Raw genomic sequence first — 24,742 nt, forward strand, 5'->3', positions numbered from 1 at the left:
AAGTTACATATGAATTACATATGAATTTTAGTAAAATAAGAAAACTCTGAAAGGCTGATAAGGACTGGCGGGGCGTAGTGGACAGTTTCAGAACCACGATAGACATAAAATTATTAGTTATTCAAACGCTTACAGTCTATTATTAGAGTTCATCAACTTGGTATTGTAACTCCATATTTTTACCACAAAAAGCCATGGAAAGTTTGATGATTTTTTTAACATGAGAATGCTCTTTAACTTTTACATCATATTGTTTATCTATAATTTGGTTCAATCCTATTTTAGCTACTGAAACTAAATCTTTTTTATTTTTAGCTATTTTATACTCAATAATAATTGCCTTATCTTCTCTACCAGCTTTGGGGATCATGATAATGTCAGCTCTACCACTGCCTGACTCCTGTTCACTGGTTATGATATAGCTAGAGGATAACATGTTAACCAGTCCTAGCATAAAACCACTATAAAATAATTCTGCCTTTTTCTCCCCTGTCTGATGAAAACTGGTAGAATTTTGTAACAATTCTTGTAAACGCTCTTTAAATTCCTCTACTTTACCTACTGGCAATAAACTGATAAAAGTATAATATCTAGAACTATCGATTTTTAGCTGGTCTGTAACCCATTGCAGCATTCTAGCATTATATATATACCGTACTTCTTTGTTAGGTACTGATAACTCATAGATATTTTCTTCTAGTTTTTGAGCTGTAGGATTCAAGTAACCGCTAAATAATAACAAACTAAATAATCCTACTGGTTTGTTGATGTCAGCAAAACTTATTTGTTTGGTAATAGGTGAGATAATACTTTTCCCAGCAGCTAAGTTTTGTAAATCTTCCTGCATTTCATCGGATAGTAATATTTTATCTATTAAAGCTGTCCCCCCACTATCTAGCCAGTAATGATCAAGTTCCCCTTCGCTGGCTAAACATTGCATTATTGACCATGGATTATATATAACCTCTCCACCAAACCTATAGCCATTATACCAGTTTTTAATTTCTTCAGGATTAGTCTTGGTCGGGACGACGGTTAATAACTCATCAACTTCTGCCTGGGTAAACCCATAAAACTTAGCAAATTTCTTATCTAGTAAAGTATATTCTCGTACATTATTTAAACCGGAAAATAACTCAGCTTTAGTTATACGCAAAATTCCAGTAATCACTCCACGCTCTACTGGTAATTCTGATTCCCCTGTTTCCTTTTTAAAGGTTGATTTCATTATACCTCTAAAAAGCTCTAGTACTTTTTGAAATTCTGTCTCATTTTTGCCAAAATACCTATAGGCACTATTAATCGGTGTATCATATTCATCGATCAATACCCACACTTTTCTATTATAATGTTTGTAAAGTAACTTGCTTAATATACTTAAACTATTCTTGATATTTTCTATAGTTATTTCTTGAGACAAATATATAGCAAAATCATCTTTTTCATTTAGCTTTAGCTTATCACTGTCAGTTAAATAGCTATGTGCTTGAAATAACTTACGTAACTGTATTTTTACTCCTCGTTCAATATTTTGGTATTCCGCCCCTTCTACACTCTTAAAGGTTATGAATATTACTGGATATTGACCTTGTTGAACCATGGCATACTCATTATTATTAATCTTTAAAGGCTCTAGAGTTCTTTTACCTTTAATACCTAAATCTATTGTCCCGCCGACAAATAACTTGTAATTAACTCTATCTTCTGCAGCTAAAGGTTTACCATTATCATCCAGCTCGATTTCTAAGAATCTCCTAATCATATCCATATTTAGGGTTTTACCCCAACGTCTTGGTCTAGTGATTAATATAACATCACCACTATCTTCGAGTAATTCTTTAATCATCAAGCTTTTATCAACAAATATATCACTATTTAACAATAATGTTTTAAAATCATCAGTACCTACCCTCAGTCTAGGCGGTTTATTACTCTCCATAACAGTGTCAGTTCCCTTGAGATGTGTATTAGTGTCTGAAAGTTCAACTATCATATTATTCAATTATATTTATGTTTTGGTAGCAAAATTTTTAGTTAAATTTTAATAAATTATTTTACCGATTAAGTTTTGATAAAATGTGTTAGTATGCTGTTTCGATAAAAATATGATATAGTATAGATAAGTTTGATTCAATACAGAACTACATCTCGTAACAACATCGCCTAATTTATTCGTAATAAACGTCATATTGTACTCATTTTAAAAAAATATTGAGTAAGGATTAAGATCTTTTTCTAAAGTAGGCTGCTTGATCCATCCCATTTTTACAGGTACGTCAAATAAACGACCCGGTGCAAAACTTCTGCCAAAATGCCGCAAGCCCGGTACTATAACTTTTACTACAGCTATCCCTGTATCCTTTCTAGTTTGGTCAATATAATAAGCTTCTAACCCTACTTTTTTCACAATATTTATGCAATTTTCTAAAGTATTGCTGTCCTTTACTGTACTGAAATTATAATTCGATAAATCATAATTAATGTTATCCTTAGGTAATAAATATGGTTGATTGCTAGTGTGTGCTTCTTCCCACCATTTTTTAACATCTACATTAATATATACATACTTAATAGCTCCACCCTCATCTTTATAAAAAACACTATCTAGAACCTGTAATAATTCTAAAATAGCTTTTTCTATAGCCACTATCGGGTCAAAATGGCAACCAAAACCGTAAATAATATCCTCTTGTTCCAAATTTCGGCATTGAGAAAGTGCAACAAAGACCGGTACATTTAAATCATTAGTAATATTTAGTACCCAAATATTACGTTTTAAAGAAGAAAGGTAGTTGATAACTCTCTTTATAAAATCGCTATCCAGCCCATTTAAGTCAATAGCTGGCATACTAAGGCGATTATACCACCATATTGCTACTGCATCTCGTTCAAATAACTCTAGAAATCCATATATTAAAGCGTTTTCTTTAGTGTCTCTCGCAGCTGATCCATTAGAATCACCAATAATATACTGCTTTTCCTCTTTGTTACTGGAATAATAGCAAAATGCCGTGGGTAAATACCTAATCTCTTGATTGGTAAGGGAAATAACAGGTGACCAATTAAATTTTTTATCACGCGGAAAGATTAAAGGAATCCGGTGATAAGGAGCAAATGGTTGTTTTGTTTGCTTATTAGTTAGATATTGCTCATTACTAATTAATAATACGTCATTAGGATAAATTGCTTGCTCACCTAGTTCAGCTAAGGAAGCATTAATAACTTTTTCATTACCTTGAAAAACTCCGCTATAACGTTCTACTGCTTCGCATATCGCTCCTATTTTCGCCTCACTTTCAGATTTGCCTTTTCCACAACTTATTATAGGATGAAAATTTCTTAAAAATGATTCTATATCTTCAAACCTTTTGATTAGAGGATGATACGAATATACTAAATAAAACAAACCTTCTTGGCATATTTCTTTGTTTTGTAATTCACTTGCAACCCCAGTAATCGGGCTAACAAGGCTCTCAATTCGTGATAGAAATTTTGCAGGCGTATAAGTGTTTGTTTCCTCTATGTTTTGGTAATGAATTGCTTGATTACCATCATTATAGCAAACTTCACAGCTTTCGATTTTAGGTAATATATGAGTTGTTAGGTTATTAGCAAGTAAGTCATATGAAAGTAAATTGATATCTAGGGTGGCAGTTTCAGATATTGCTGCTTTGGTAGCAAGGTTAAATAATGAAAGAGAGAAGGCGATGTTTAAAGAAAGGTTATTAAAACATACAGGTGATTTTATTTTATTAGTATAACCATGGTCATTTAAAAATGATAAAGCTTTATCATGATTCGATAACCTTTCTTTTAAACACCCCCAACAAGCGGTGTGAGGCTGAAATAATGGGCCTATTAAAATAATACTCCCCGTTGGTTTACATACAAACCATTTTTTCTTGTCAGCAAGCATTTGTTTATTTACCATAGCTAACCTTTTATCAAGGTAATTATCGGTCATTACTAAAGTGTAATTAGCTTGGCTATTTATTTTAATGTTATATGTACTTAACAAATTGTGATATATTTTGTCATCGACTTCAGTAAAGTTTACGATGTTGACCTCTTCTAACAAAGAAACATCGCAATTGAAGAAATCATTTATTTGTTGGTCAAAGCAGGAAGTTGAAAGAGCAGTCTCAGTGTTTTCTTGAATATAACCTTTGCGTTCTAATTCACTTAATATAAAATAAATTTCTCCAATTTTATGCTTCTGACTGAGTTGGTTAATAATATAGTCTGAAGAATTTGCCCCGTTAATCATGTCGCAAATCTCTAAATATAATTTATCAGGCAAAACATCAGTAGAGCGTTCCGATAAAAACACTACTCCAATATTTGGAATGCGGATACACTCTAGATAACTTTTAAATATTGGAGTGGAAATCATTATATTTTTTTATTAAATTATAAAAAACAAGATTATCATAACATAATTATAACTTGCACTAAGTGTTTTGATAAAATAAATAAATTTATTTCACCGGTTTTTGCAATGGTTCTATGGTTACAGGCTTTTTATTTCTGACGCCCGACATTTGATCCAACTGCTGCCGTCTCAGTCATACAACATCTGATCACTGTAATACACATTTCCCATCATTTAAATTTACGCCATCTTCTTTCTTGCCATTTAGGGTTCTGCTCATGGTCAGGTTCTCGCCAGTTATGCCAGTAACTATCTTCTTCCGGGGTTAAAAATTGGAATTGTTTGCTTGGATATAGTTCTTTTGCTAGTTTTGGGTGATAGATCATCCTATAAATACTATCATCAAAGGCTATTAGATGTCCCTGCCAAGGATCTTCCTTGTAGACTCTTTTTATAACACGCCCTTTATCGCCTTCATAAGCATAATCAATTACAGATTTTTCTCTATCTATAGCATCAATTGTATTCAAAGCATTCACTACGTAAAAATCTTTATTCTCATAAGGTGCTACTTTATCAGATAAATTAATTAGTATTACTGGCAAAGCAATAAAATCATTAGGACAAATATTTTGCATTTTCTCCACCAAACGTTTGTTAAATAATTTAGGTAATTCATATCCATCCCATAACCAATCAAAATTGATAAAATCCTCTAATTTAGCCTTTTTAAAACCTGCTATAACTTTACATTGTTTATTTGGCTGAATATTTTGTATTGGATACAGTCCACTTCTTAAATCTATCTCAGATTCTACTAAATCTGGTATACATTTATGGGGGTAAGGATTACGAGGAGCTATTACCAAAGGCATAGTACCTGCAAATCTTTGTAAATATTCCTGCATTTCTGTTTTAGTTCTTCTCATAGTCAACCTTTTATTTTCTACCAATTGAGTTTAAAGATTTTTCTCCGCTAATTAATGATTGTTTTTCTTTTTCGATGAACCAGTTAAGCCAGCAAGCCCTATGTCCATTATGTTTCCTGACTTATGCGTTGTTTTATTGATATCATTATTACCTCTTTTTATTACTTACAGGGCATCATAACATAATCATAACTCGCACTAAGTGTTTTGATAAAAAATAATTAAATTTATTTCACTTAGGTTTTTGCAATGGTTCTATGGTTACAGTGCCATCTTGGTAGCGTCTTATCTCGTTACCTTTTTCGTCTATATCATACTCATATAAATTATTTAGAAATTCAGTAAAATTATTGGCTACTAGATAAACATTATCCCACCAAGGTTCTTGACCATCCGGTGCTTCATTCTCATGATCCCAAAAAAATACATTTCCAAATTTCTCTCCATGAATACAAAGACAGATTTCATTACCAAACGAATCAGTAGCAATTGGTAATAATTCTGATGGAATACGATTACCTCGTATTTCAAGTGAACCAAAAATATCATAAGCATACATTATTGAATCTTTATCTGGACAAATTCCATAAAAGCAACGAACAGTATCAAAATTTGATTTACCATCTAGAAAATAATTTTTTATTTCAAAACTATTCCAATTAGGTTTCCCACCATTATCTTTTAGTAAGAAAGCACTATAATTATTTGGTAGTTTGCAATTTCTAATTTTTTCAACGTTTTTTAAATCTTGATTGGTTATTCTATATTCACTTATTTCTTTTTTTATATGGAAATTAGTCATAATTTGTCTATTTATTTCTTATTTTTACTTCTTTGTAATGCACTTCCACCAGTATGATTAACTGCGTTATGCAATTTCCACGGAATTAATTGTAATGTCTTCCCATCCTCTACGTGATGCCATGTTTTATCATCAGGGGTTTCTAGTAAACCTGCTTTTTTATTTGCCATTTTTTCATCTTTTCCATGAACACCTGTCAATCCTTCTATTTCAAGTGTTATATCTGCATAAGGACTAAAGTCCGGATGACCATTTTCTTTAAACCACACACCTTCTGGAAACAAAATTTCTAATTCAGGTGATAATGGATATTTTTGCCCAGCTAAGTCGGCATTGATCGGAAAGCGTTCATTGATTTTTTCAACAGTATCGGGATATTGTTTTTTATACAATATATTCATTGAATTTGCTAGATCACTATGATCAGGGAAGGATTCAACTAAACCTCTAGTAAGTTCGGAAGGGGCGGGAGAAAAGCCCGGTAGAGTACCGAGTTTTTGCAAAATATCCCTCTGATCCGGCGTAGATAACGTAGTTACAGGCTTTTCACTTGGTATAGGGGTAGTGAGTATTGTTGGCTTGTTGACAGCTTGATCTATAACAGCACAAGGGTTAATATTAGCAGGTAATGGTTTGGTAACATCCCCAATTTTCACTGGTTGCTCAGCGACTGGCTGCGATTGATTCGATACTATATCAGTAGAGCTATTTCCGCCAAGTAAATTATAGGTATCTTCAATAGCCTTAGAACCATAATTAACTATTGCAGCAGCTGTGACCGCATCCAATGTCGTATATAATGGGTTTATAGGGGTTGCAGTAGCGGCAGTACTTCCAATCCTAGCTCCAACATTTGAGCCCACTCCTGCTGCCTCGGTCATAAACAATCTCGAACCAGCATTGGCTAATTGAGAGCCGCCAAAGATAGATGATCCCCCACCACCTTCAGCCGCAATAGTAGGAAGTAGACGGGTAGCAGCAATCGCAGTTTCTCCTAGTAGTCCTACACCTATTCCTGCGTATGGTAATAGTCCCAATGCTAGTGCAGTCTTTGGATGTTCTTCAATGAATTTCTTGGCTCTTGGATCATAATCAAGCCCCATATCTCCACCAACTGCAGAAGCTTGCTGCATCAATGTTTCATCCCGTGCAAGCTTCTTAACTTCAGCATCACGCATATTTTGGTTGGCGATTTGCAGGATAGTTCTATGATATTCGTTTTGTTTCGCTTGTAGTTCCTGCTTATTCGCCGTTAATGTATCAACCAAAAATTGTGCAGCTGATAACTCCGACTGGCTTAAGGGCTTTGGTTGTGGAGTCGGCTGGGATGGCGGCTTTGGTGGAGTGGTATCGGCAACTGGAATCGGCTGAACTACGCCTCGTAATATATCGGCTGAGTATTTACCATTACTACTAGCAGATATTGCTTCAAATATACTGCCACTGTTACTCGAGCCTTTATTGGTAAAGCCAAAATATTGCTGGTTTTTACTGTCATATCCTATAGTAATTGGCGTGCCTCCTAAACCTTTGCCGTATGATTGTAGGAACTTACCATTTTCAAACACATAGATTGGCTGTTGCATGGCAGATGACAGTAGTAATATCGAATTGCTACCCCCAGCACCGCTACCTGGTTTTGGTAATAGTGAAGCTAATGCTAGATCGCTACTGGTTAAGCCAGCAAGTCCTGTACTCTCCGGTTGAGGAGCAAGGTTAGATCCCAACATGTTAACTCTTAGTTGCTTGCATAATAACCTCTTCTTTAATATTTATTGGATTATCATAACATATTTATTACTCGCACTAAGTGTTTATTTAAAATAATCTGGATGGACGTGTAGATAATAATCCGGTGATTCATGATATAATCGCCAAATGAATCTCTCAAAATGTTCTTCTAGCACCCTGCCAAGCATATCATATATAGCATCAGGTTTATCAGAGCTAGGTTTCATTACTAAAAAGCTTGACATGTCTGCCACTTCAAAGAAAATAATATCATCATCTTTTATATAACCTTCTTCAATATATTCAACAGCTTCTAGTAAGATATAATCACTTTCTTCTTTAAGTAACATAATATCGGCTATTTGTTGTGGATATAGTATTCTATTGCTAAAATCTTTTTTTACTTTATCAATTGAAGTGGTTAAAAAACCATATCCTATCTCTAACCAAAATTCTTTTAATGATCTTGGAAATGTGAAACCTAATCTTTCTTCTGCTTCTTTAATTTCTTTAGTGCTTATTGAACCAAAAAAGTTACGATGAGGTTCACTTGGTTTGCTATTAATAAATTTCCTTAAGTAATTATATTTATCCATAATTCTATTTATTTTGGTTTAAAAATTTCATTTGCCTTAGAACCTGTACCATGGATCAGTTTATGCTCAATTATATTATCAGTAGGATGAATATTCCACCATGTATTTGGACCACCATAGTTACTTTGGATTATATGATGAGCATCATATGGCTGTCCTTTTTCTTTTAAAATTTTTGTTCCACTTTTATCATAAACATCCACCTCATACACCGGCCATTTCTGCCCAGTATTTTGTTCCCATTCTGCTCTTATAGTAGGTCTCATACTATTAAACTTACCTCTATGTGTCTCCTTTTCCACTACACTCAACTTCCTAAACTCCTGAGTTTGCAGAGCTTCTTTAAGTAAAGTTAGCTGTTGGTCAGGTAGTTGTAATTTAGTGATTTCTTCAATTTCTTTAACATAACTTCTAGCCAAATAAGGGTTCTCAACAATTTTTTCTGTAGCTGTTAAAGGTGTTGCTGAGCCTAATGATATTTCTTCTGCAACTCTTTCAACTTCTAATGCTTCGATAGGTAATTTTTGCTCAACCTTAGTAAGCATTGATAATGGTTTAGTAAGGGTGTTTTCCCCAACTAATCCAATTTCTGAGGCTTTCCCAACTGTTGTAAATGCTGAAGCCTCAGCAGCCACACCTTTCTCAAGGGCAGAATATAATTTACTGGTAGCTGGTCCACTTGCTATCTGTAAAACCCGACCAGCTCCCCATAAAACCATACTGTCCGCAGCTAGAGTTGCTGTTACTTTAGTATTTTCCGGTAAGCCCTTATACCAGTCTGATAATCCCTTATACCACTTCTCAGGCAAATGCTCTTTAGCTATATCCTTGCTAAAATCTTTTACTGTACCAATTAATTTATTAGGAAGATAGCCAAGAACTTTTAAAGTATCTGCTCCACCTTCGACACCACTTATAACATGAACAATTTGTTGCATACCACAATCTATCAGATCTCCGCTTGTTGAAAATACCGCAAGCGGCAAATTACCACCATATTTAGGGTCTATAAGCGAGCTTAAAGAATTATCCAAAACCTCTTTGAGGTTTTTTGCTTGCCATCCAAGTTCTACCCTTTTAAGTGGTAGATATGATTCCCCGCCAATTGCATAAGCTTGCTGCATCAAAGCTGCATCTCGTGCAAATTTCTTAACTGCAGAATCATGCATATTTTGTTTAGCGATTTGCAGGATATTTCTGTGATATTCGTTTTCCTTCGCTTGTAGTTGTCGCTTGTCCGCCGTTAAAGTGTCAACCAAAAATTGTGCAGCTGATAACTCCGACTGGCTTAAGGGCTTTGGTTGTGGAGTTGGCTGGGATGGCGGCTTTGGCGGAGTGGTATCGGCAACTGGAATCGGCTGAGCTAGGCCTCGTAATATATCGGCTGAGTATTTACCATTACTACTAGCGGATATTGCCTCAAATATACTACCACTGTTACTCGAGCCTTTATTGGTAAAGCCAAAATATTGCTGGTTTTTACTGTCATATCCTATAGTAATTGGCTTACCGCCCTGATCTTTGCCGTATGATTGTAGGAACTTACCATTTTCAAACACCAATCTTGCGTCATTGCGAGGAGGCGTAAGCCAACGAAGCAATTGTAAGTTAAAAGTATGATATAATAGATGTTGAAGTCAATATAAATAATGATTTATACTGACTTATAAGGGGGTATTACAGCGATAGTCATTAATAATACTAAATGACTATCGCTGTGCAGGCGTGAGCGACCGTGAAGCAATTGGTCTTAAGATCGTATGGATCTTGGTACTCTAGCCCAAATCCCCGAGACGTTTGAATAGTTGGTTGGGATGCCTTTGCACTCCCGCTTACAATCGTAAACATTAAAAGTCTTCGAGGTATTATGCCATTATATAATAATTTTATTGGTCTTGATATAGGAAAATTCAATTTTGTTGTTGCTATTCATGGAAAAAAAGAAACTAAAGAATATAATAACAACTCTAATGGAATAGCTGATTTTATCAAGGATTACAAAAAAGAGATTAGTTCTGCATTGTGTGTTTTAGAAACCACAGGTGGATATGAAATGGAACTATTACTAACGCTTTGCAATCAGGGTTTTGCTGTATATAGAGCCAATACTCGCAAAGTTAAAAACTTTATTAGGTCTTTTGGGAATGCAGCTAAAACTGATAGTCTTGATGCTAAAGCTCTAGCACTTTATGGTTTTGAACGGTCAGAAAGATTAGAACTATTTAAAGTACAATCTAAGCAAGCTTTAAACTTGTATGAATTAGTCGGACGTAGGAACGACCTCAAACAAATGTTGATTGCAGAAAAAAATAGGTTTCAGTCCCCGAGAGCTGATTTAATCAAGTCTAGTTGTGTTAAAATAATCGAAGTACTAGAAGAACAAATTGCATCTATTACTAAAAAAATAGATGACTTAATAGCAAAAGATAAACTCTTGCAGGCTAAGAAAGAGACACTGCAAACTATTAGTGGTATAGGCACAGTAGTATCTAATGAGCTTATAGCTTTGTTACCTGAACTTGGTACATTGAACCGCAAACAAATAGCATCATTAGTAGGTGTTGCACCAATATCTAATGATAGCGGTAGATATAGCGGATATAGACATACAGGTCATGGTAGAAGTTTTGTTAGACCTATGTTGTTTGTAGCTGCTATGGCTGCTAGAAATTCTAACTCTGAACTGAAGGTATTTTATGAAAAATTGATCAATAGAGGAAAAAAGAAAATGGTGGCGATGGTAGCATTAATGCGGAAAATCATTGTGATTGCAAACGCTAAGTTACGTGATTTAACTAGCTCTGCAGAAGCAATAAAAATTTAAACCAAATTTATTTAAATTTTTATTGCGAACATAGTTGATCCAAATCTAATAATTTTTCTAGATTGCTTCGTCGCTACTAAAGTAGCTCCTCGCAATGACGTTTGTGAATTTGTATGAGTAAGATTTAACATAGCAACTAATTTTCTGAACTTGCTATAATATACATCATAAAATCACTAGCACTAAGTATTCAGAATGAAAAAAATATAATAATTTTAGGAAATTATTTTTAATCATCGAAAAGCTGTTCTTCATGGTAACACCTTATCTTGTTAGCTTGCTCATCTATATGATAATCATATAAACCTTCTAAAAATTCAGTAAAACTATCCACTGCTACTCATGCTTTCGTAATGGTTCTATTGTCACAGTACCATCTTGGTAACGTCTGATGATATTGTCATTATCATCAAGTTCGTACCTATATAATCCATTAATAAAGTCAGTAAAGTTATTAGAGATTAAATAAAGATAATCCAAGTCATCCTTATCCCAAAAACTCCAATTAGTAGTCCAATAATATAATTTTCCGTAATCATCACCTCTAATACTAAGGCAAATTTTTCCACCACTATCATAAGCAATTGGTAAAAATACTACCAATTTATCTATTAGTTCATCACGTGTTCGTTGAAATTCAAGAGTAAGATTGGAATACTCACCATCATATAAGGCAAAAAACCATTCAACTCCAATTTCTGTATTTTTTGCATTAACTGGTTCAATTAATTTAAAGGTTTCAGTAATTGGGTGTCCACCATTATGCTTAAGCAAAAATTTCTTATAATCCTTAGGAAGTTTAGCTTGTATTAATTTTTCAAATTTTTCTATTTCTTCTAAATTTGTAGGTCTTTTTGATTCTTCTACTTCAATATTGTTCATCATTGTTTACCTTTTCTTTTTGTAAAGATATCATCCCAGTATGTTTTACAGCCTTGTGTAGATCAGTTGGTATGGCAATTAATGTATTACCGTCCTCAACGCAATGCCAGAGATGTCCCTCAGGAGTTCTATCTCTCCCCATTACTTTATTTGCTTTTTTTTCTATTTCTTTTAACCTTGTAGTTTTTTTTAATTCAACATTACTGATCATTTTTTACCTTTTGCTTTTTCCACAGCTCTTCCCCCAGTGTGCTTGATAGCATCGTGTAAGTCACTTGGTATTGCAATTAATGTTTTAGTATCCTCAACATGATGCCAAGTATGTCCCTCAGGAGTTTTATCTCTTCCCATTGCTTTATTTGCATTCCTAGAATCTTGTTTGTTTCCATTGATACTACCAAGTTCTACTCTGTAAATTCTTCCTAATTCATCAATATGGGCATAGGGTTCAAACCTCATAAATCCCTTTTCATCAACCATAACACTATCAGGATATTTTAGTTGAATATGTTCCGGTAGTTTATGTAATGGATATTTCTGTCCAGCTAAATCGGCATTTATCGGGTAACGCTCATTAATCTTTTCAACTGTATCAGGATATTGTTTTTTATACAATATATTCATTGAATCTGCTATATCACTATGATCGGGGAAAGATTCAGTTAAACCCCCGGTAAGTTCGGAAGGTGCGGAGTCAAAACCCGGCAATGTCCCGAGTTTTCGTAGCAATTCACCTTGATCCGGCGTAGATAGTATAGTTACAGGCTTTTTACTTCTGACGTCCAACATTTGAGTCAACTTCTACTGCCATCTCAGTCATAAACAACATTTGATTACTGTAATACACATTCCCCATCATTTAAATTTCCACCATTTTCTGTCTTTCCACTTAGGGTTCTGCTCATGGTCAGGTTCTCGCCAGTTATGTAAGTAACTATCTTCTTCGGGGGTTAAAAATTGGAACTGTTTGCTTGGATATAGTTCTTTTGCCAGTTTTGGGTGATAGATCATGCTATTATAAATGCTAGTATCAAAAGCTATTAAATGTCCCTGCCAAGGATATTCCTTGTAGATTCTTTTTATAACACGCCCTTTATCTCCTTCAAAAGAGTAACGGATAACTGACTTCTCCCTGTCTATAGCATCAATTGTATTTAAAGCATTAACTACATAAAAATCTTTATTTTCATAAGATGCTATTTTATCAGATAAATTAATGAGTATTACCGGTAAAGCGATAAAATCATTGGGACAAATATTTTGCATTTTTTTTACTAAACACTTGTTAAATAAGTCTGGTATACCACCTCCACCCATCAACCAATCAAAATGGATAAAATCCTCTAATTTAGCTTTTTTAAAGCCTGCTATAATTTTATATTGTTTGTTTAGCTGAATATTTTGTATTTGGTTAAGTCCATATTCTAGGTCTATTTCAGATTCAACAAATGTTGGTTTACATTTGTGAAGATAAGGATCATGTGGATATATCACCAAAGGTACTGCACCTACAAACCTTTGTAAATATTCCTGCTTCTGTTCTTTAGTTATTCTCATAATCAACCTTTTATTTTCTACCAACGGAGTTTAAAGATTTCGTTCCGCTATTTAATATCAACTTCTTCTATTATATCTCTTGTAACAACCTCACTATGCCTACCTATATGCTGGGTCATGATCATTAATTAAACTTTTTGCTTTACGATATTTATCCATTTCAATTTCGACCCACTCTTTAAAAATAGCTATACCTTTTATCAATCCCTTAACATGAGTCCTAATAATAAATTTATATTCTTCTTTATAACATTCAATTGTCCCTTCATCTTCTTCTATAACTATTCTATCAAAAGATGAATCTTCTAAGTCTAAGTAATCTAAAGAGAAAGCCATAACCCATCCAGATGCAACACTAATAATGCTACAGCCATAACTATGTTCCCAGTCTTCATCACAACAATTATAATAGAATTCTTCAAGCCAGCTAAGCAACGGATTTTTTTGTTTTAATTTTTCCCTAAACATTGGCAAATCCTCTATTATAAAAGGTATATCTTCAATCCAACAACGAAATGCTTCTAAAATAGTGGCTAAATAGAGAGGCCCACACGATTCTTTAAAAACATCATTTTCTTTATTTGCAAATAGCCAATCATTACTATCTTGGTCAATTAAATTGATTCCGCAATTAATCTGAATATCAGTCCAGTTATTTTCTCTAGCAAGCATATTTTTATAAAAAAAACTTAATGACCAACCGGGGTTACTTAGTGTGTGAATTTTAAATAGTCCTAGGGAAGATGGTATCTTTTCTAATGGTGAGTAATCTTTTAACTGATCATCAGATATATTTGGAAGCACTGGCCTTAGATTACAAATATTGGCTGCATAAAGTTCCTGTAGCCAAATTAAATTTTCGTCTATATTAACCTCTGTCACTATTTTTTCTCTCTTGGAATTTCATCAGATGTAGCTGGTCTTACACCCCCTAGTATACCTCTTCCAACAACGTGAGGTGTTGGTACTTCCTGACGAGTTATTTTATTAAAATGACTCTCACCTGTTAAATCTACCCTTTTTACTAAATCTAGTCCAGTTGGATTTTTAGGATTCACCTCATAAGTTCCATAATTTGTTATTTTTCCATCTGACCCTACTTTGATTACTGTATGAGGCATCCCTTCTGCTGCTGGATATGGTTTATTTACCTTATCACTCATTCTGCTTTCTAATATCAAATCCTGCCAATTCTGCTCATGGATTGGCAAGGACTCAGTATTAGTATCAATTGATTCACTTGGTGCGGAGTCAAAGCCCGGCAATGTCCCGAGTTTTCGTAGCAATTCACCTTGATCAGGTGTAGATATTACAGTTACAGGTTTTTCACTTGGTATAGGAGTAGTTAGTATTATTGGTTTGTTGGCATATAAATGAACCTTATATTACAATCCTCGCTTCTTCCACCATTCGTCGGTCCAAAATTCGGCTGGTACTATTTCTTTCTCTGAATTTCTAGGGTCTGTAATATTATATTCTTTTTCTAAAATATTCCACCATTCATCATGCGATACTTTCTCAGGTAATTTAATGCCACACCAAGGACAAAAATCTATTTCTTGTCCAATATGCTTATTAACCTTTATTAGATATGAACGGTTCATTGGGTCATAAATAATAATCCTCTCTTTTTCCTTCATATGAAACTTGAATTGATCACAACAATAATATTGTGCTTTTATTTTACTATATTCCAAGCTGCCTCCCTTTAACTGGTTCTTTATATAATTCTCCGGTTTTTGGATTTATTGAGCCTTGATGACAACCATTACTATCATATACTTCTATATCATTATGAGTATGATCCCATTGGTAAAATCTCTGCTTATTTCCACTCAGTCCGTTAGTTTTAGTTTTTCCTTTGTAAGGTTTTAACTCCTTCCATATTGGGCTTTCAGATTTTTCACAATTGTATTTTCTGTGCTGCTCATCATCCGGCTCGAGGTCACCCGGGTCAGGCATGAATGAAGCAGACACCTTCTGCTGTTGTTTGCTTGTAGATGGTTTATTACTAATATCATCATGTTTTCTTTTTTCAAAGTCATTTGATATATTAAACGCGTTTATTGGCGAAATGGCTTTTCCTAGTAATTCCGGTGGTAGTACTATCTCGCCACTATCAGTTGCATTAAAGCTATATAGAGTAGATATTACAGTTATAGGTTTTTCACTTGGTATAGGAGTAGTTAGTATTATTGGTTTGTTGGCATCCAAATCTATAATAGCACAAGGGTTAATATTAGTAGGTAATGGTTTGTTGACATCCCAAATTTTTACTGGTTGTGTAGGTGTTAGAGTCGTTGGGTTAGCAAATTGATTCCATAACTCCTTTATATTGTCATCATTTGTAGCTTTAAGAGCAACTGCTGCCGCTAGAGGTATAGCACTAGCTCCAATTACAAAATTTGGGTTTGGTAGTACGGCAGTTGTTGATGCAGAGAATCTTGTAACAGTTGCTGCCGCAGCCCCAGCTGATTCATTCATAAAAAATGCATTAGCAAAGCGTGATCCACTAAAGATCGATGATCCACCGCCACCTTCAGCTGCGATAGTAGGAAGTAGACGGACAGCAGCACCAAAGCCAATTTCACCCAATAGTCCTACCCCCATTCCTACATATGGTGCGGCTGCCAATGCTAAGGCTGTCCTTGGATTTTCTTCAATGAATTTTTTGGCTCTTGGATCATAATCAAGCCCTATCTCTCCGCCAATGGCATAAGCTTGCTGCATCAAAGCTTCATCTTGTGCAAACTTCTTAGCTGCAGAATCATGCATATTGTGTTTAGCGATTTGCAGGATATTTCTGTGATATTCGTTTTCCTTCGCTTGTAGCTGTCGCTTGTCCGCCGTTAAAGTATCAACCAAAAACTGTGCAGCTGATAACTCCGACTGGCTTAAGGGCTTCGGTTCTTGCCTTGGTGGTGGTGGGTTTAGTGGTAATTTTGGCTTTACCTTTGTGACCTCTTTACTAGATCCTTCACTTCGTTCATGCTTATGCCCACCATGGGGTTCAGAATGACCTCGGCTATATTGATAATCACCAATCTCCATTTCATCACCTGCTGCTATTGCCGCAAAGTTTTGCACCTTTGGTTCGGAGACAAAAGTTCTAGAACCATTAGAAGTTCGGTGTTCTTTCAGAATTTTTTCTAGATGATTTGAACCTTCAATCAATTTATCACTAATAAGTTGACTGACAGGTCTTACCCCTTCTTTGACCATTGGGCAAACTAACTGATTGTGCAACTTACCCATCAATTGATTGCTTACTATAGTCACAATATCTCTTGAGAGTTGATCTATAGAACCACTATAATCCTTAGACAAACTATGAGCCAGCTTCCGAACAAATTCAATTATCCTTACCCTATGCAGCTCATATTTACCAAACTTTACTTGCTCAATACCTTCTATCGTACTACTGCCTAACCGATTATGCTTTACCATCCCCGCTTGCTCTAATATCTGCACAATAGCTTGGGCATCTGACATATTTACTATCGGATTCATGCTACTATATAACAGGTCGCTGATAGTTGGTAACTCTTGCTCAGTGCGGGTTATTCTGCTAGCCAAACTATGACAAAATGCATCGGTAAAAGCTTGTAGCTTAGATATATCATGACCCGCTTTGCCTACCCTAGCTATGATGCCTATAGCTTTGACAGTTGAATTAGCACTATAACTCAGTGCATCCATACCCTGAGTTGCAATATCGACTATGACGTTACGTTTATTAGTTAATATGTCATTTACAGCGGTATTAATGGCAGTTTGCCCCCTAAAATTCTTATTAAAATCATCAATAGCTACTATATGATTTAGGCTATTCTGTACAGTTGACTGATGCAAGCATTCGGTGACTTTATTACTTACAGTATCATGTATATCATCTTTAAAGCCCTTTAAAACTTCTTTTGATATTTTAGTTGCTGCACAATCCATGCCTGTATTAACAGCAACTTGTATTAAAGCTTCTTTTAGTGCTGCCTTTGCACTATCTGCACCTACATCTGCAGCTGCTGTTCCTGCTGCAGGTGCTAACATACCTTCAATACCAATAACTATTGTGTCTACAGCACGATTAATTGCTTTATCTATAAAAAATTGCTTCCAGCTGAATGGGCCGCCAGACATAATATTCATTGCTTGATAAAGATCTTGCACTCCTCTCATCATCATAGGAACACCTAAATTAGCAGCACCAGCTACTATGCACATTGCTCCAGCAAGAACTTGAGCAAATCCTAAAGCTGCAATAAAAATACCCGCTCCCCATTGTATTTCCGGCTCAACTATGTCTAGTGAAAACAATTGATGAATGCCAAAGATACTTAACTCTAAAACTTCATCATCGGGCGACTCACTAGAGCTTTATAGTTCCGAAAGTAAGGAATGGTTTAGGATCTTGGTGATATCACCCTTTGCACAATTTTTTATAGTATTTATTGCCGAGTCAATATAATCTAGTTGCAGTTTTAATAGATTTATTTTGGTAATTATTTGCTTAGTAAATGCACTATCCGGTCTATGGCTTGATAGTATTTGCATCGTCTCTAGTTCGGGGATAATAAATGTTTCAATTTGACTTTTAGCCATCATTAAGTCGCTATATGCACTTTCCTGCCAGCTAGCATCATGTTTGCCTTTTTGCATGGATAATGCGTAACCTTGACTGATCTTAGCGTAAGCTCTATTGTAATAGGCAGCAAAACTATATACATCGTCAAGATTAATAGCTTTGGTAAATAAATCAATCGATTCAGCGTAACGATTACCAACACCCATCTTATTAAATCCTTCCCTAATTAAATAGGCTGGATTTCTCATAATGGTATAACCATCAAAATATTGCTTTACCATCAACTCTTTAAAATTCCTAAGCTCCTTCAAGGCATATTCTTGAAGCTCAGCTTGCGTTACCGATGAAGTTCTTTGCCGCCTCGCTGATTCTTCCTGAATTTGTTTTAGCTTAATTCCCCAAAGCTCTTCCAATTGTGATAATTTATCTAGGTGATTTTCCTTGCTTCGCAGTTCATTGGTGAATTTACAAAATTCACTAAATAATAAATCATCTCTGTGGATATTACTGACTTCATGATTTTTAACTTGCTGCATTCTTTGGTGTTCAGCAAGGTTGCGTAATTCTTTTAAGTCTGAAATATTATCTACATAATAACTATCTTCCCCAAGTTTTAAGACAATTTCTGAGTGATCAGTTATTAACTGAGCTGTACCTTTCTTACCTTGCCTTGCTGTTCTACCAAAAGCTTGCTCCTCAATTCTTAAATTATCTGGTAAGAAAGTAACGCAAACATGCAAACCACCATTATCTTCGACATTTTTGGTAGTTTTAAGATCAGTACCTCTGCCTGCTAAATTAGTAGCAATAATGACTTCTCCACTATCTATGCTATTACCTATTGCTAGATGTTCATCATTGTCACTTCTTGAGTACAGCTTGATTTTATTAGGTGGATAACCACTTCTAACTAAGGCTTCTTTGACTTTTTGAACTGCACTAATTGTTTCACAAATAACCAGTACTGCTCTTTTCTTACCAGCCTCTTCTTTAATATTATGCGTAATATTTTCTAACCATTGTTCTTCTCCCTCTGATAATATTCCTAGTAACTCAATAAATTGTTTTTGTTTATATGTTGGGACAAAAGCCAAATCAATAGGATAAATAGACGTCAGCAAATCTTGTGAATCATTCGATCCTAGAGTGCCTGTCATACCATAAACCTTACTACCATAACGCAGAAAAAATCCCATATTCGAGATAAAACTAGTTGTAAAATTTTCAGCAGTAAGTTTTAAGCCATGTTTTAATTGTAAGAATTGGTGCAAACCATGCTGCCAACTTGTTCTCTCTTGAACAATACCTGTATTATGATAATCTACCGGTGCTATAACATCATGACCTGATTGGTCTTTGATAATGATATAATTCTTATTCTCTGCCATATTCTTTGCCTTAATAGCAGACTCAGCCCAGTTTTCTATTTGACTTACAGCAAATTCTTTAAGATGTTCCGGGATACAAACTAACTTTTTCTCTATAACTTGCTTAAGATAATTTTCAATATGTTCTTGACGAAATAACCTAGCATTTTCAATTTGATCAACCTCAGGCTCTTTTCCATCACTATCCTTGAATAATATTAGCTTGCCATTTTCATAGCTAAAATCTCCTCTTATCAAAAAAACGCATCCTTCTTCTAAATATACTAAATGTCTATCTAGTCTTTCTAGTTCATACCAGCCGGCTGCAAGCAGTGCTTCCAAATATTCCGTACCAGCAATATGACTAGCAAGCCTTGCTAGCTTGCCACTCTCGTCAATCAACATAGAGTCTACTTCATCGATGATAACACTATTAAAAGGTCTATCTCCTCTAGTACCATATCCCTTGTATTCATCTTTGAGTAAGTCATATTGGAAACTACCAACATCTCCGTAGACTATATTAGCTGCATAACATTTCTTATAACCTCTTATCTTTTCATCACCAATATTATGGTCTGCTACTAAATTAAACATGGCAAAAAATTCTTGCCACTCTACTGCATCTCTTTTTGCTAGTATCGGCGAACTGGTTATAATATCAACTTTTTCTCCCCTTAAAGCTAAGATTACAGCTAGCATAGCACTAGTTGTTGATTTACCCTCACCAGTAGATACTTGAATTAACCGCCCCTTATCTCCCTGGTGTAACAGTAACATTAAAATGGATAGAATTTGTGCAAGCCTTGGATCATTATTGGTATCGATAATAGTTGCTCTTTTAACAATGGCTATCATCTCAGGCAAAAAATTGTCGTCTAACGCCTTGCTAGGGTATTTAGTCAGCAATTCATTAGACCAATACTGAATATTCTCTTGTTCCCATTCACTAATATTCTTACCTAAAGGAGTCAAACTAGAATCGCTATTATAAGTGGTTATAGTCTCAGTAAACTTAGTCTTTAGTAATTCATTGCCTATTAGTGAGTCTAATAGTTGCTGATTATGTTGATTAAGGCTTGTTAAATCACTTAAAAAGCTACTCAGGTCTTTCTCTTTACCTTCCTCCTTAAGATTAATTGCAATTGCTAGCTTAGATAAGTCTGTATTCCAGTTTATTGCCTCTTGCAGAGTTAAAATACTCCATGCACTTTTGCCGTTAGTATCTACAGCATCTTCTGTAAGCTTATAGCTATTGATGATTCTAATAGCATCTAATAATAGCTTCTCTTCAACTTTATCGGTTTCTAATAATTGACTTAAACTATCAAGTTGCCAACCAAGATCAAGCAACTTACCTAATTCCTTGCTGATCTCTTGTACAAATTTTGCTCCACTATGCCAAAATTTACTACTGACAAGATTATTTAGTACTTCCTTAGAGAGAGCCGATCTTAAATCTATTAAGTTATCTACTTGGTTTAACTGCTTGCTGACTAATTCTGCTGGAATAGCATATTTTACGATAAAGTCTAAAATATCTATGATTAACCTAATTTGCTCTATATTAGCTATAGAACTAGATTTACTAAATAATTTATCTTGTAGTTCAATATCTAAATTACTCGCTGCTGTCTTACTTACTATTTCACTAATTAAACTAGAAGGTACAATAATAGATGGAAAATATTGTTCTAACTCAGCCTTTGTCCAAATTGTTCTATCTTTATTCCTTTCTCTATCACTATTAATATTTTGCTCATTGACAGCTACACCAATTTGTCCATTTGTATAACTTGTTAACTCTTTTTTTTGATTGCTTGAATTAATCTCCAAGATTTTAGTCGCTCTATATTTGAGAGCATGATCGAGACTATTTTCAAGAAAATCTGTTAAATCAGTTAGCGTAGCTATTGGTAAGTCTGTTTTAGCTAACACTAGTTTTTCGAGGATAGAGAGTGCTATCTCGGCAATTGCTAGATCTAATAAACTATCAGAGATTAACTCAATGTCACTAAGGCTTAAAAACTCCGCATTACTATTACCCTCTTTAACTATTATACCAATTGTCGCAAGAACGATATTACGTAAATCCTTATAATGTAGTGCCTGCTTTAATGAATTAACTACATTCTGTGGTAAAGAATTAAAACTCTGAGTTTGAACTAATTCATAAATCTTTTGTGCAGCTGTAATCTTCTCTTCAATACCAAGATTATTATCACTTAATTTTATTGTATAGCTAATCAGGTTAGCCATTTTTCCGACTGTACTATCCAAAACCCTAGTTGTCTCGTTGGTTGTTTCACATTTTGCAACGCAAGAGATCATGGCTAAGATATTAGCCTCTAACTCACCCTTTAACTCCATAGTTAGAATTTTTACCAATAATTCTTGATCACTTACATCCAACCTTATTCCTTGCTTGCATAAGGTCAAACCAATGCGACTAGCTAGAATCTTTATCAATGAATTGCTATGGCTTAATAGTTTTAGAACGACTTTAATGCTTGTAGCTGGCAATGATTGATATTGATGATTCTCCAATGAATTATTTATACATTCTAGAGAATTAATAGTAATTTGCAGACTAACTTCACTATCACCATCTTCTACAAGGTTACTAATTAGCTTGATTAACCATTCAACCCCGTTTTTTGATAATATATTACCCCTTTGCGAGAGTAATTTTAGACTATAAGTGGCATATTCAATAGATTTGGCATCAGAAGGTTCTTGTAAACTAGTTAATACCGCTTCAAATGCATCTACCATTTTATGGTTACTGCAGCTAGTTTTTTGTACTACAGTTTTTAAGACACTAATTAACTCGACATTACCTTTATTATTCAACAAGCTATAACAAATAGTATCAATTAAACTAGTTGGTAAGTCCTGATCATTTCGCAAGGCACTCTCTATAATAATCAAAGCCAGTTTCTGTTCTTCATCTCCCTTGAGCGTTATATTTTTCACTGACTTTATTAGATCTTCTAGACAGGTAAAACAGTTCCTAGTAATCTTGCTGCCACTTTGGACTAGTCTTAAAATCTCTGATAAAGCTTGAATAGTTGACTCTTTAGAGCAAATCTTGCTACTTTGCTTTTCAATTTCAATTATATTTAATAAATCTTGAGGTAATATTTCGTTTTCACTTGCTAGTTTCACAATATCAAATGAGAATTTTCTGATTTCAGGATTTGGATGTTCAATTAATAACCATCCTAACAAATCTAACATCTTACTAGGAAGCTTATTACCAGCAGACTCTTGATATAAGAGTACCGTAATTTTATATAAGGCTTCTATAGTTAAATCAGCCATTTCCTCTGAGATATTTACTAAACTATCCAAAAGATTAGGTTTTGGTACTTGGCACGAATATTGAAAATAATATTTTAAAGCAAAAATACTAGCTTTGTTTATTTCTTTATCTTGGTTACCTAAACTTAAACTCAAAACTTCCAAGACAGAATCTTCCAACAATCCTACCTTACCATTATGAATATGGTGTACTATAGTCCAAAGGCTATTTCTTTTAATTAATACTGAAACTAAAGGGTTATTTAATATATCGATTAGATCCTTAATGCCACTCTCTGAAATAATAATGGTATTGTTATTTTCTAGAATATGCCTTAAAGCAAAAACTACAGAATTATCACCGGATATTTGGTCCTTTATATATAATTCAAGGATACTGCTAATTTCTTCCTTGAAACCATATTTTGATTTTGTATTAAAGTCTTGTTCTAATTGGGCAATAAACCCTAAACAATAAGCAATATCTAATCTAGTTTTTTTATCTTGTAATAATGTTGTCGATGACTCTACCAAATTCTCTATTACATTACTTGATAATTTTGCTCTCCTTTCCAAACTAATTCTTAAAATCTTTAAGCTTTTTCCTACTATAATTTGATACTCATCCTGAAGATTACCGCTCAAAGAATCAAATCCACCAAATCCTGTTATATCGCTATTATCTGTTATTTGACGCTCTAAGATATCCAGCAAATACTCACGGGTTTGCAACATATCATTTGTATTACTACTTACTCTACTTAATTCATCCAATATTAAGTTAGGTATTGCTTGCTTTGCATTAGCAATATTTTTTAAGATTTGATAAACCCAAACTTTAGTGTTATTATTTGTAGCACTCAATAGTATCTTGTGTATTGCATCTAAATTAGTAACTAAATCCTCGGATCTTTTAGCAAAAATACTTAGAGTTACATCTCTACTCCCATCAATAGCTTCTAATAATTTATTTAGATGCTCAATTGTTGCCTCTTGTAACTTTATGGGATTTTTATGAAGAGCAGCACTGTTTATTACATATAAGGCAAATTGTTTTAATTCTGGTATAAATAACGCTTTTTCTATGGCATGAATGTTATGAAAATGATACCCCGACTTTATGAACCTATTCATTATTATCTTATAAAGATCTAAACTTTTATTATCTAGATTCTTATCTAAATCATCTAGATTCTTATCTAATGTTATCATTATTAGTGGATGATTTTCACTAGCAATAGATAAGATTTGAACTGCATTAAAACGGGTTGATATTTCAATGCTTTTATCTTCTAAGATCTGACTAAGAATATTAATGACTGGTAAGGATAATGTAGTAATACCACTTTCAATGGACTTTAGTATATTTGCACTTGCTAGTGTTCTTTTACTTGGATCAAATAACTCTTTCTCTTCTAGAGTTAACTCTGAATAGCTACCGTTTTCTCTACTTACTTCAGTTAAATCGTTAGATGTTTCCGAAATATCCAAGGCTAATAGCCCCACCGCTTGATCAGTGCTAAAATAAGAATTCGGCATAATATTTAATCAACAGAGGCTGTTAAAAATTTTATATACTAAGGCATCAATAGATTTATTGTATAACTAGATATGAAAGAGAAGTTTTTGAGCAAAAATTAAGTAAAGAGTCGTAAAGCAGTACACAAATGTTCATATACGATTTTAAACTTAATTTTAACAATAGTATAACCTCGGAATAATGAATTTATGCAATAAGTCAATACTCTTCTGCTTTGAAGAATTGGCTTCGCAAAACTTTGGGGGATTTGTGTACTC

17 protein-coding genes are annotated in these 24,742 nt (G+C 34.2%); 1 reads left to right on the forward strand and 16 read right to left on the reverse strand.

The window, feature by feature from the left end:
• Nucleotides 1–142: 142 nt before the first annotated feature.
• From AAGD26_RS03870 to AAGD26_RS03900, 7 genes are all read right to left on the reverse strand, one after another.
• Nucleotides 143–1,993, reverse strand: coding sequence for an AAA family ATPase (locus AAGD26_RS03870; RefSeq protein ID WP_341751157.1), 1,851 nt, complete (start codon nt 1,991–1,993; stop codon nt 143–145).
• Nucleotides 1,994–2,200: 207 nt separating this feature from the next.
• Nucleotides 2,201–4,393 carry a TOMM precursor leader peptide-binding protein gene (locus tag AAGD26_RS03875; RefSeq protein ID WP_341751158.1) on the reverse strand — a complete coding sequence of 731 codons (2,193 nt, stop codon included), beginning with the start codon at nt 4,391–4,393 and terminating at the stop codon, nt 2,201–2,203.
• A 209-nt stretch (nt 4,394–4,602) separates the two neighbouring features.
• Entirely contained in the window at nt 4,603–5,301 is a 699-nt protein-coding gene (locus AAGD26_RS03880) for a hypothetical protein (RefSeq protein ID WP_341751159.1), read from the reverse strand.
• A gap of 232 nt (nt 5,302–5,533) precedes the next feature.
• Nucleotides 5,534–6,103, reverse strand: a complete 570-nt coding sequence (locus AAGD26_RS03885; protein WP_341751160.1) for an SMI1/KNR4 family protein — start codon at nt 6,101–6,103, stop codon at nt 5,534–5,536.
• 11 nt (nt 6,104–6,114) lie between these two features.
• Entirely contained in the window at nt 6,115–7,833 is a 1,719-nt protein-coding gene (locus tag AAGD26_RS03890; protein ID WP_341751161.1) for an HNH endonuclease, read from the reverse strand.
• 84 nt (nt 7,834–7,917) lie between these two features.
• Nucleotides 7,918–8,430, reverse strand: coding sequence for an SMI1/KNR4 family protein (locus AAGD26_RS03895; protein WP_341751162.1), 513 nt, complete (start codon nt 8,428–8,430; stop codon nt 7,918–7,920).
• Nucleotides 8,431–8,438: 8 nt separating this feature from the next.
• Nucleotides 8,439–10,031, reverse strand: coding sequence for a hypothetical protein (locus AAGD26_RS03900; RefSeq protein WP_341751163.1), 1,593 nt, complete (start codon nt 10,029–10,031; stop codon nt 8,439–8,441).
• 266 nt (nt 10,032–10,297) lie between these two features.
• Between AAGD26_RS03900 and AAGD26_RS03905 the strand changes: the two genes are divergently transcribed.
• Nucleotides 10,298–11,254, forward strand: a complete 957-nt coding sequence (locus tag AAGD26_RS03905; RefSeq protein WP_341751164.1) for an IS110 family transposase — start codon at nt 10,298–10,300, stop codon at nt 11,252–11,254.
• A 336-nt stretch (nt 11,255–11,590) separates the two neighbouring features.
• On the opposite strand, the gene AAGD26_RS03910 is transcribed toward AAGD26_RS03905, so the two are convergent.
• From AAGD26_RS03910 to AAGD26_RS03950, 9 genes are all read right to left on the reverse strand, one after another.
• The gene (locus AAGD26_RS03910; RefSeq protein ID WP_341751165.1) at nt 11,591–12,139 is read right to left on the reverse strand and encodes an SMI1/KNR4 family protein; all 549 of its coding nucleotides are present in this window, start codon (nt 12,137–12,139) and stop codon (nt 11,591–11,593) included.
• Complete coding sequence (locus AAGD26_RS03915; protein WP_341751166.1) at nt 12,123–12,347, reverse strand: HNH endonuclease; 225 nt, start codon at nt 12,345–12,347, stop codon at nt 12,123–12,125. Before AAGD26_RS03915 ends, AAGD26_RS03910 begins: the two co-directional genes overlap by 17 nt.
• Nucleotides 12,344–12,925 (reverse strand): HNH endonuclease, encoded by a 582-nt coding sequence (locus tag AAGD26_RS03920; RefSeq protein ID WP_341751167.1) that lies wholly within the window; start codon nt 12,923–12,925, stop codon nt 12,344–12,346. The genes AAGD26_RS03915 and AAGD26_RS03920 overlap by 4 nt, the downstream gene beginning before the upstream one ends.
• Nucleotides 12,926–12,991: 66 nt before the next feature.
• Nucleotides 12,992–13,693: a hypothetical protein gene (locus tag AAGD26_RS03925; protein ID WP_341751168.1), complete on the reverse strand. Its 702-nt coding sequence runs from the start codon at nt 13,691–13,693 to the stop codon at nt 12,992–12,994.
• A 99-nt stretch (nt 13,694–13,792) separates the two neighbouring features.
• Nucleotides 13,793–14,575 (reverse strand): Imm53 family immunity protein, encoded by a 783-nt coding sequence (locus tag AAGD26_RS03930; RefSeq protein ID WP_341751169.1) that lies wholly within the window; start codon nt 14,573–14,575, stop codon nt 13,793–13,795.
• Entirely contained in the window at nt 14,575–14,979 is a 405-nt protein-coding gene (locus AAGD26_RS03935) for a polymorphic toxin type 24 domain-containing protein (RefSeq protein WP_341751170.1), read from the reverse strand. Before AAGD26_RS03935 ends, AAGD26_RS03930 begins: the two co-directional genes overlap by 1 nt.
• Nucleotides 14,980–15,078: 99 nt before the next feature.
• Nucleotides 15,079–15,390 carry a DUF6980 family protein gene (locus AAGD26_RS03940; protein WP_341751171.1) on the reverse strand — a complete coding sequence of 104 codons (312 nt, stop codon included), beginning with the start codon at nt 15,388–15,390 and terminating at the stop codon, nt 15,079–15,081.
• On the reverse strand, nt 15,380–18,007 hold the full coding sequence (locus tag AAGD26_RS03945; RefSeq protein ID WP_341751172.1) for a colicin E3/pyocin S6 family cytotoxin: 2,628 nt from the start codon (nt 18,005–18,007) through the stop codon (nt 15,380–15,382). Before AAGD26_RS03945 ends, AAGD26_RS03940 begins: the two co-directional genes overlap by 11 nt.
• 60 nt (nt 18,008–18,067) lie before the next feature.
• Nucleotides 18,068–24,484, reverse strand: coding sequence for a helicase-related protein (locus tag AAGD26_RS03950; protein WP_341751173.1), 6,417 nt, complete (start codon nt 24,482–24,484; stop codon nt 18,068–18,070).
• Nucleotides 24,485–24,742: the final 258 nt, after the last annotated feature.

The organism is Candidatus Tisiphia endosymbiont of Piscicola geometra (assembly GCF_964026415.1).
Taxonomy (GTDB): Bacteria; Pseudomonadota; Alphaproteobacteria; order Rickettsiales; family Rickettsiaceae; genus Tisiphia.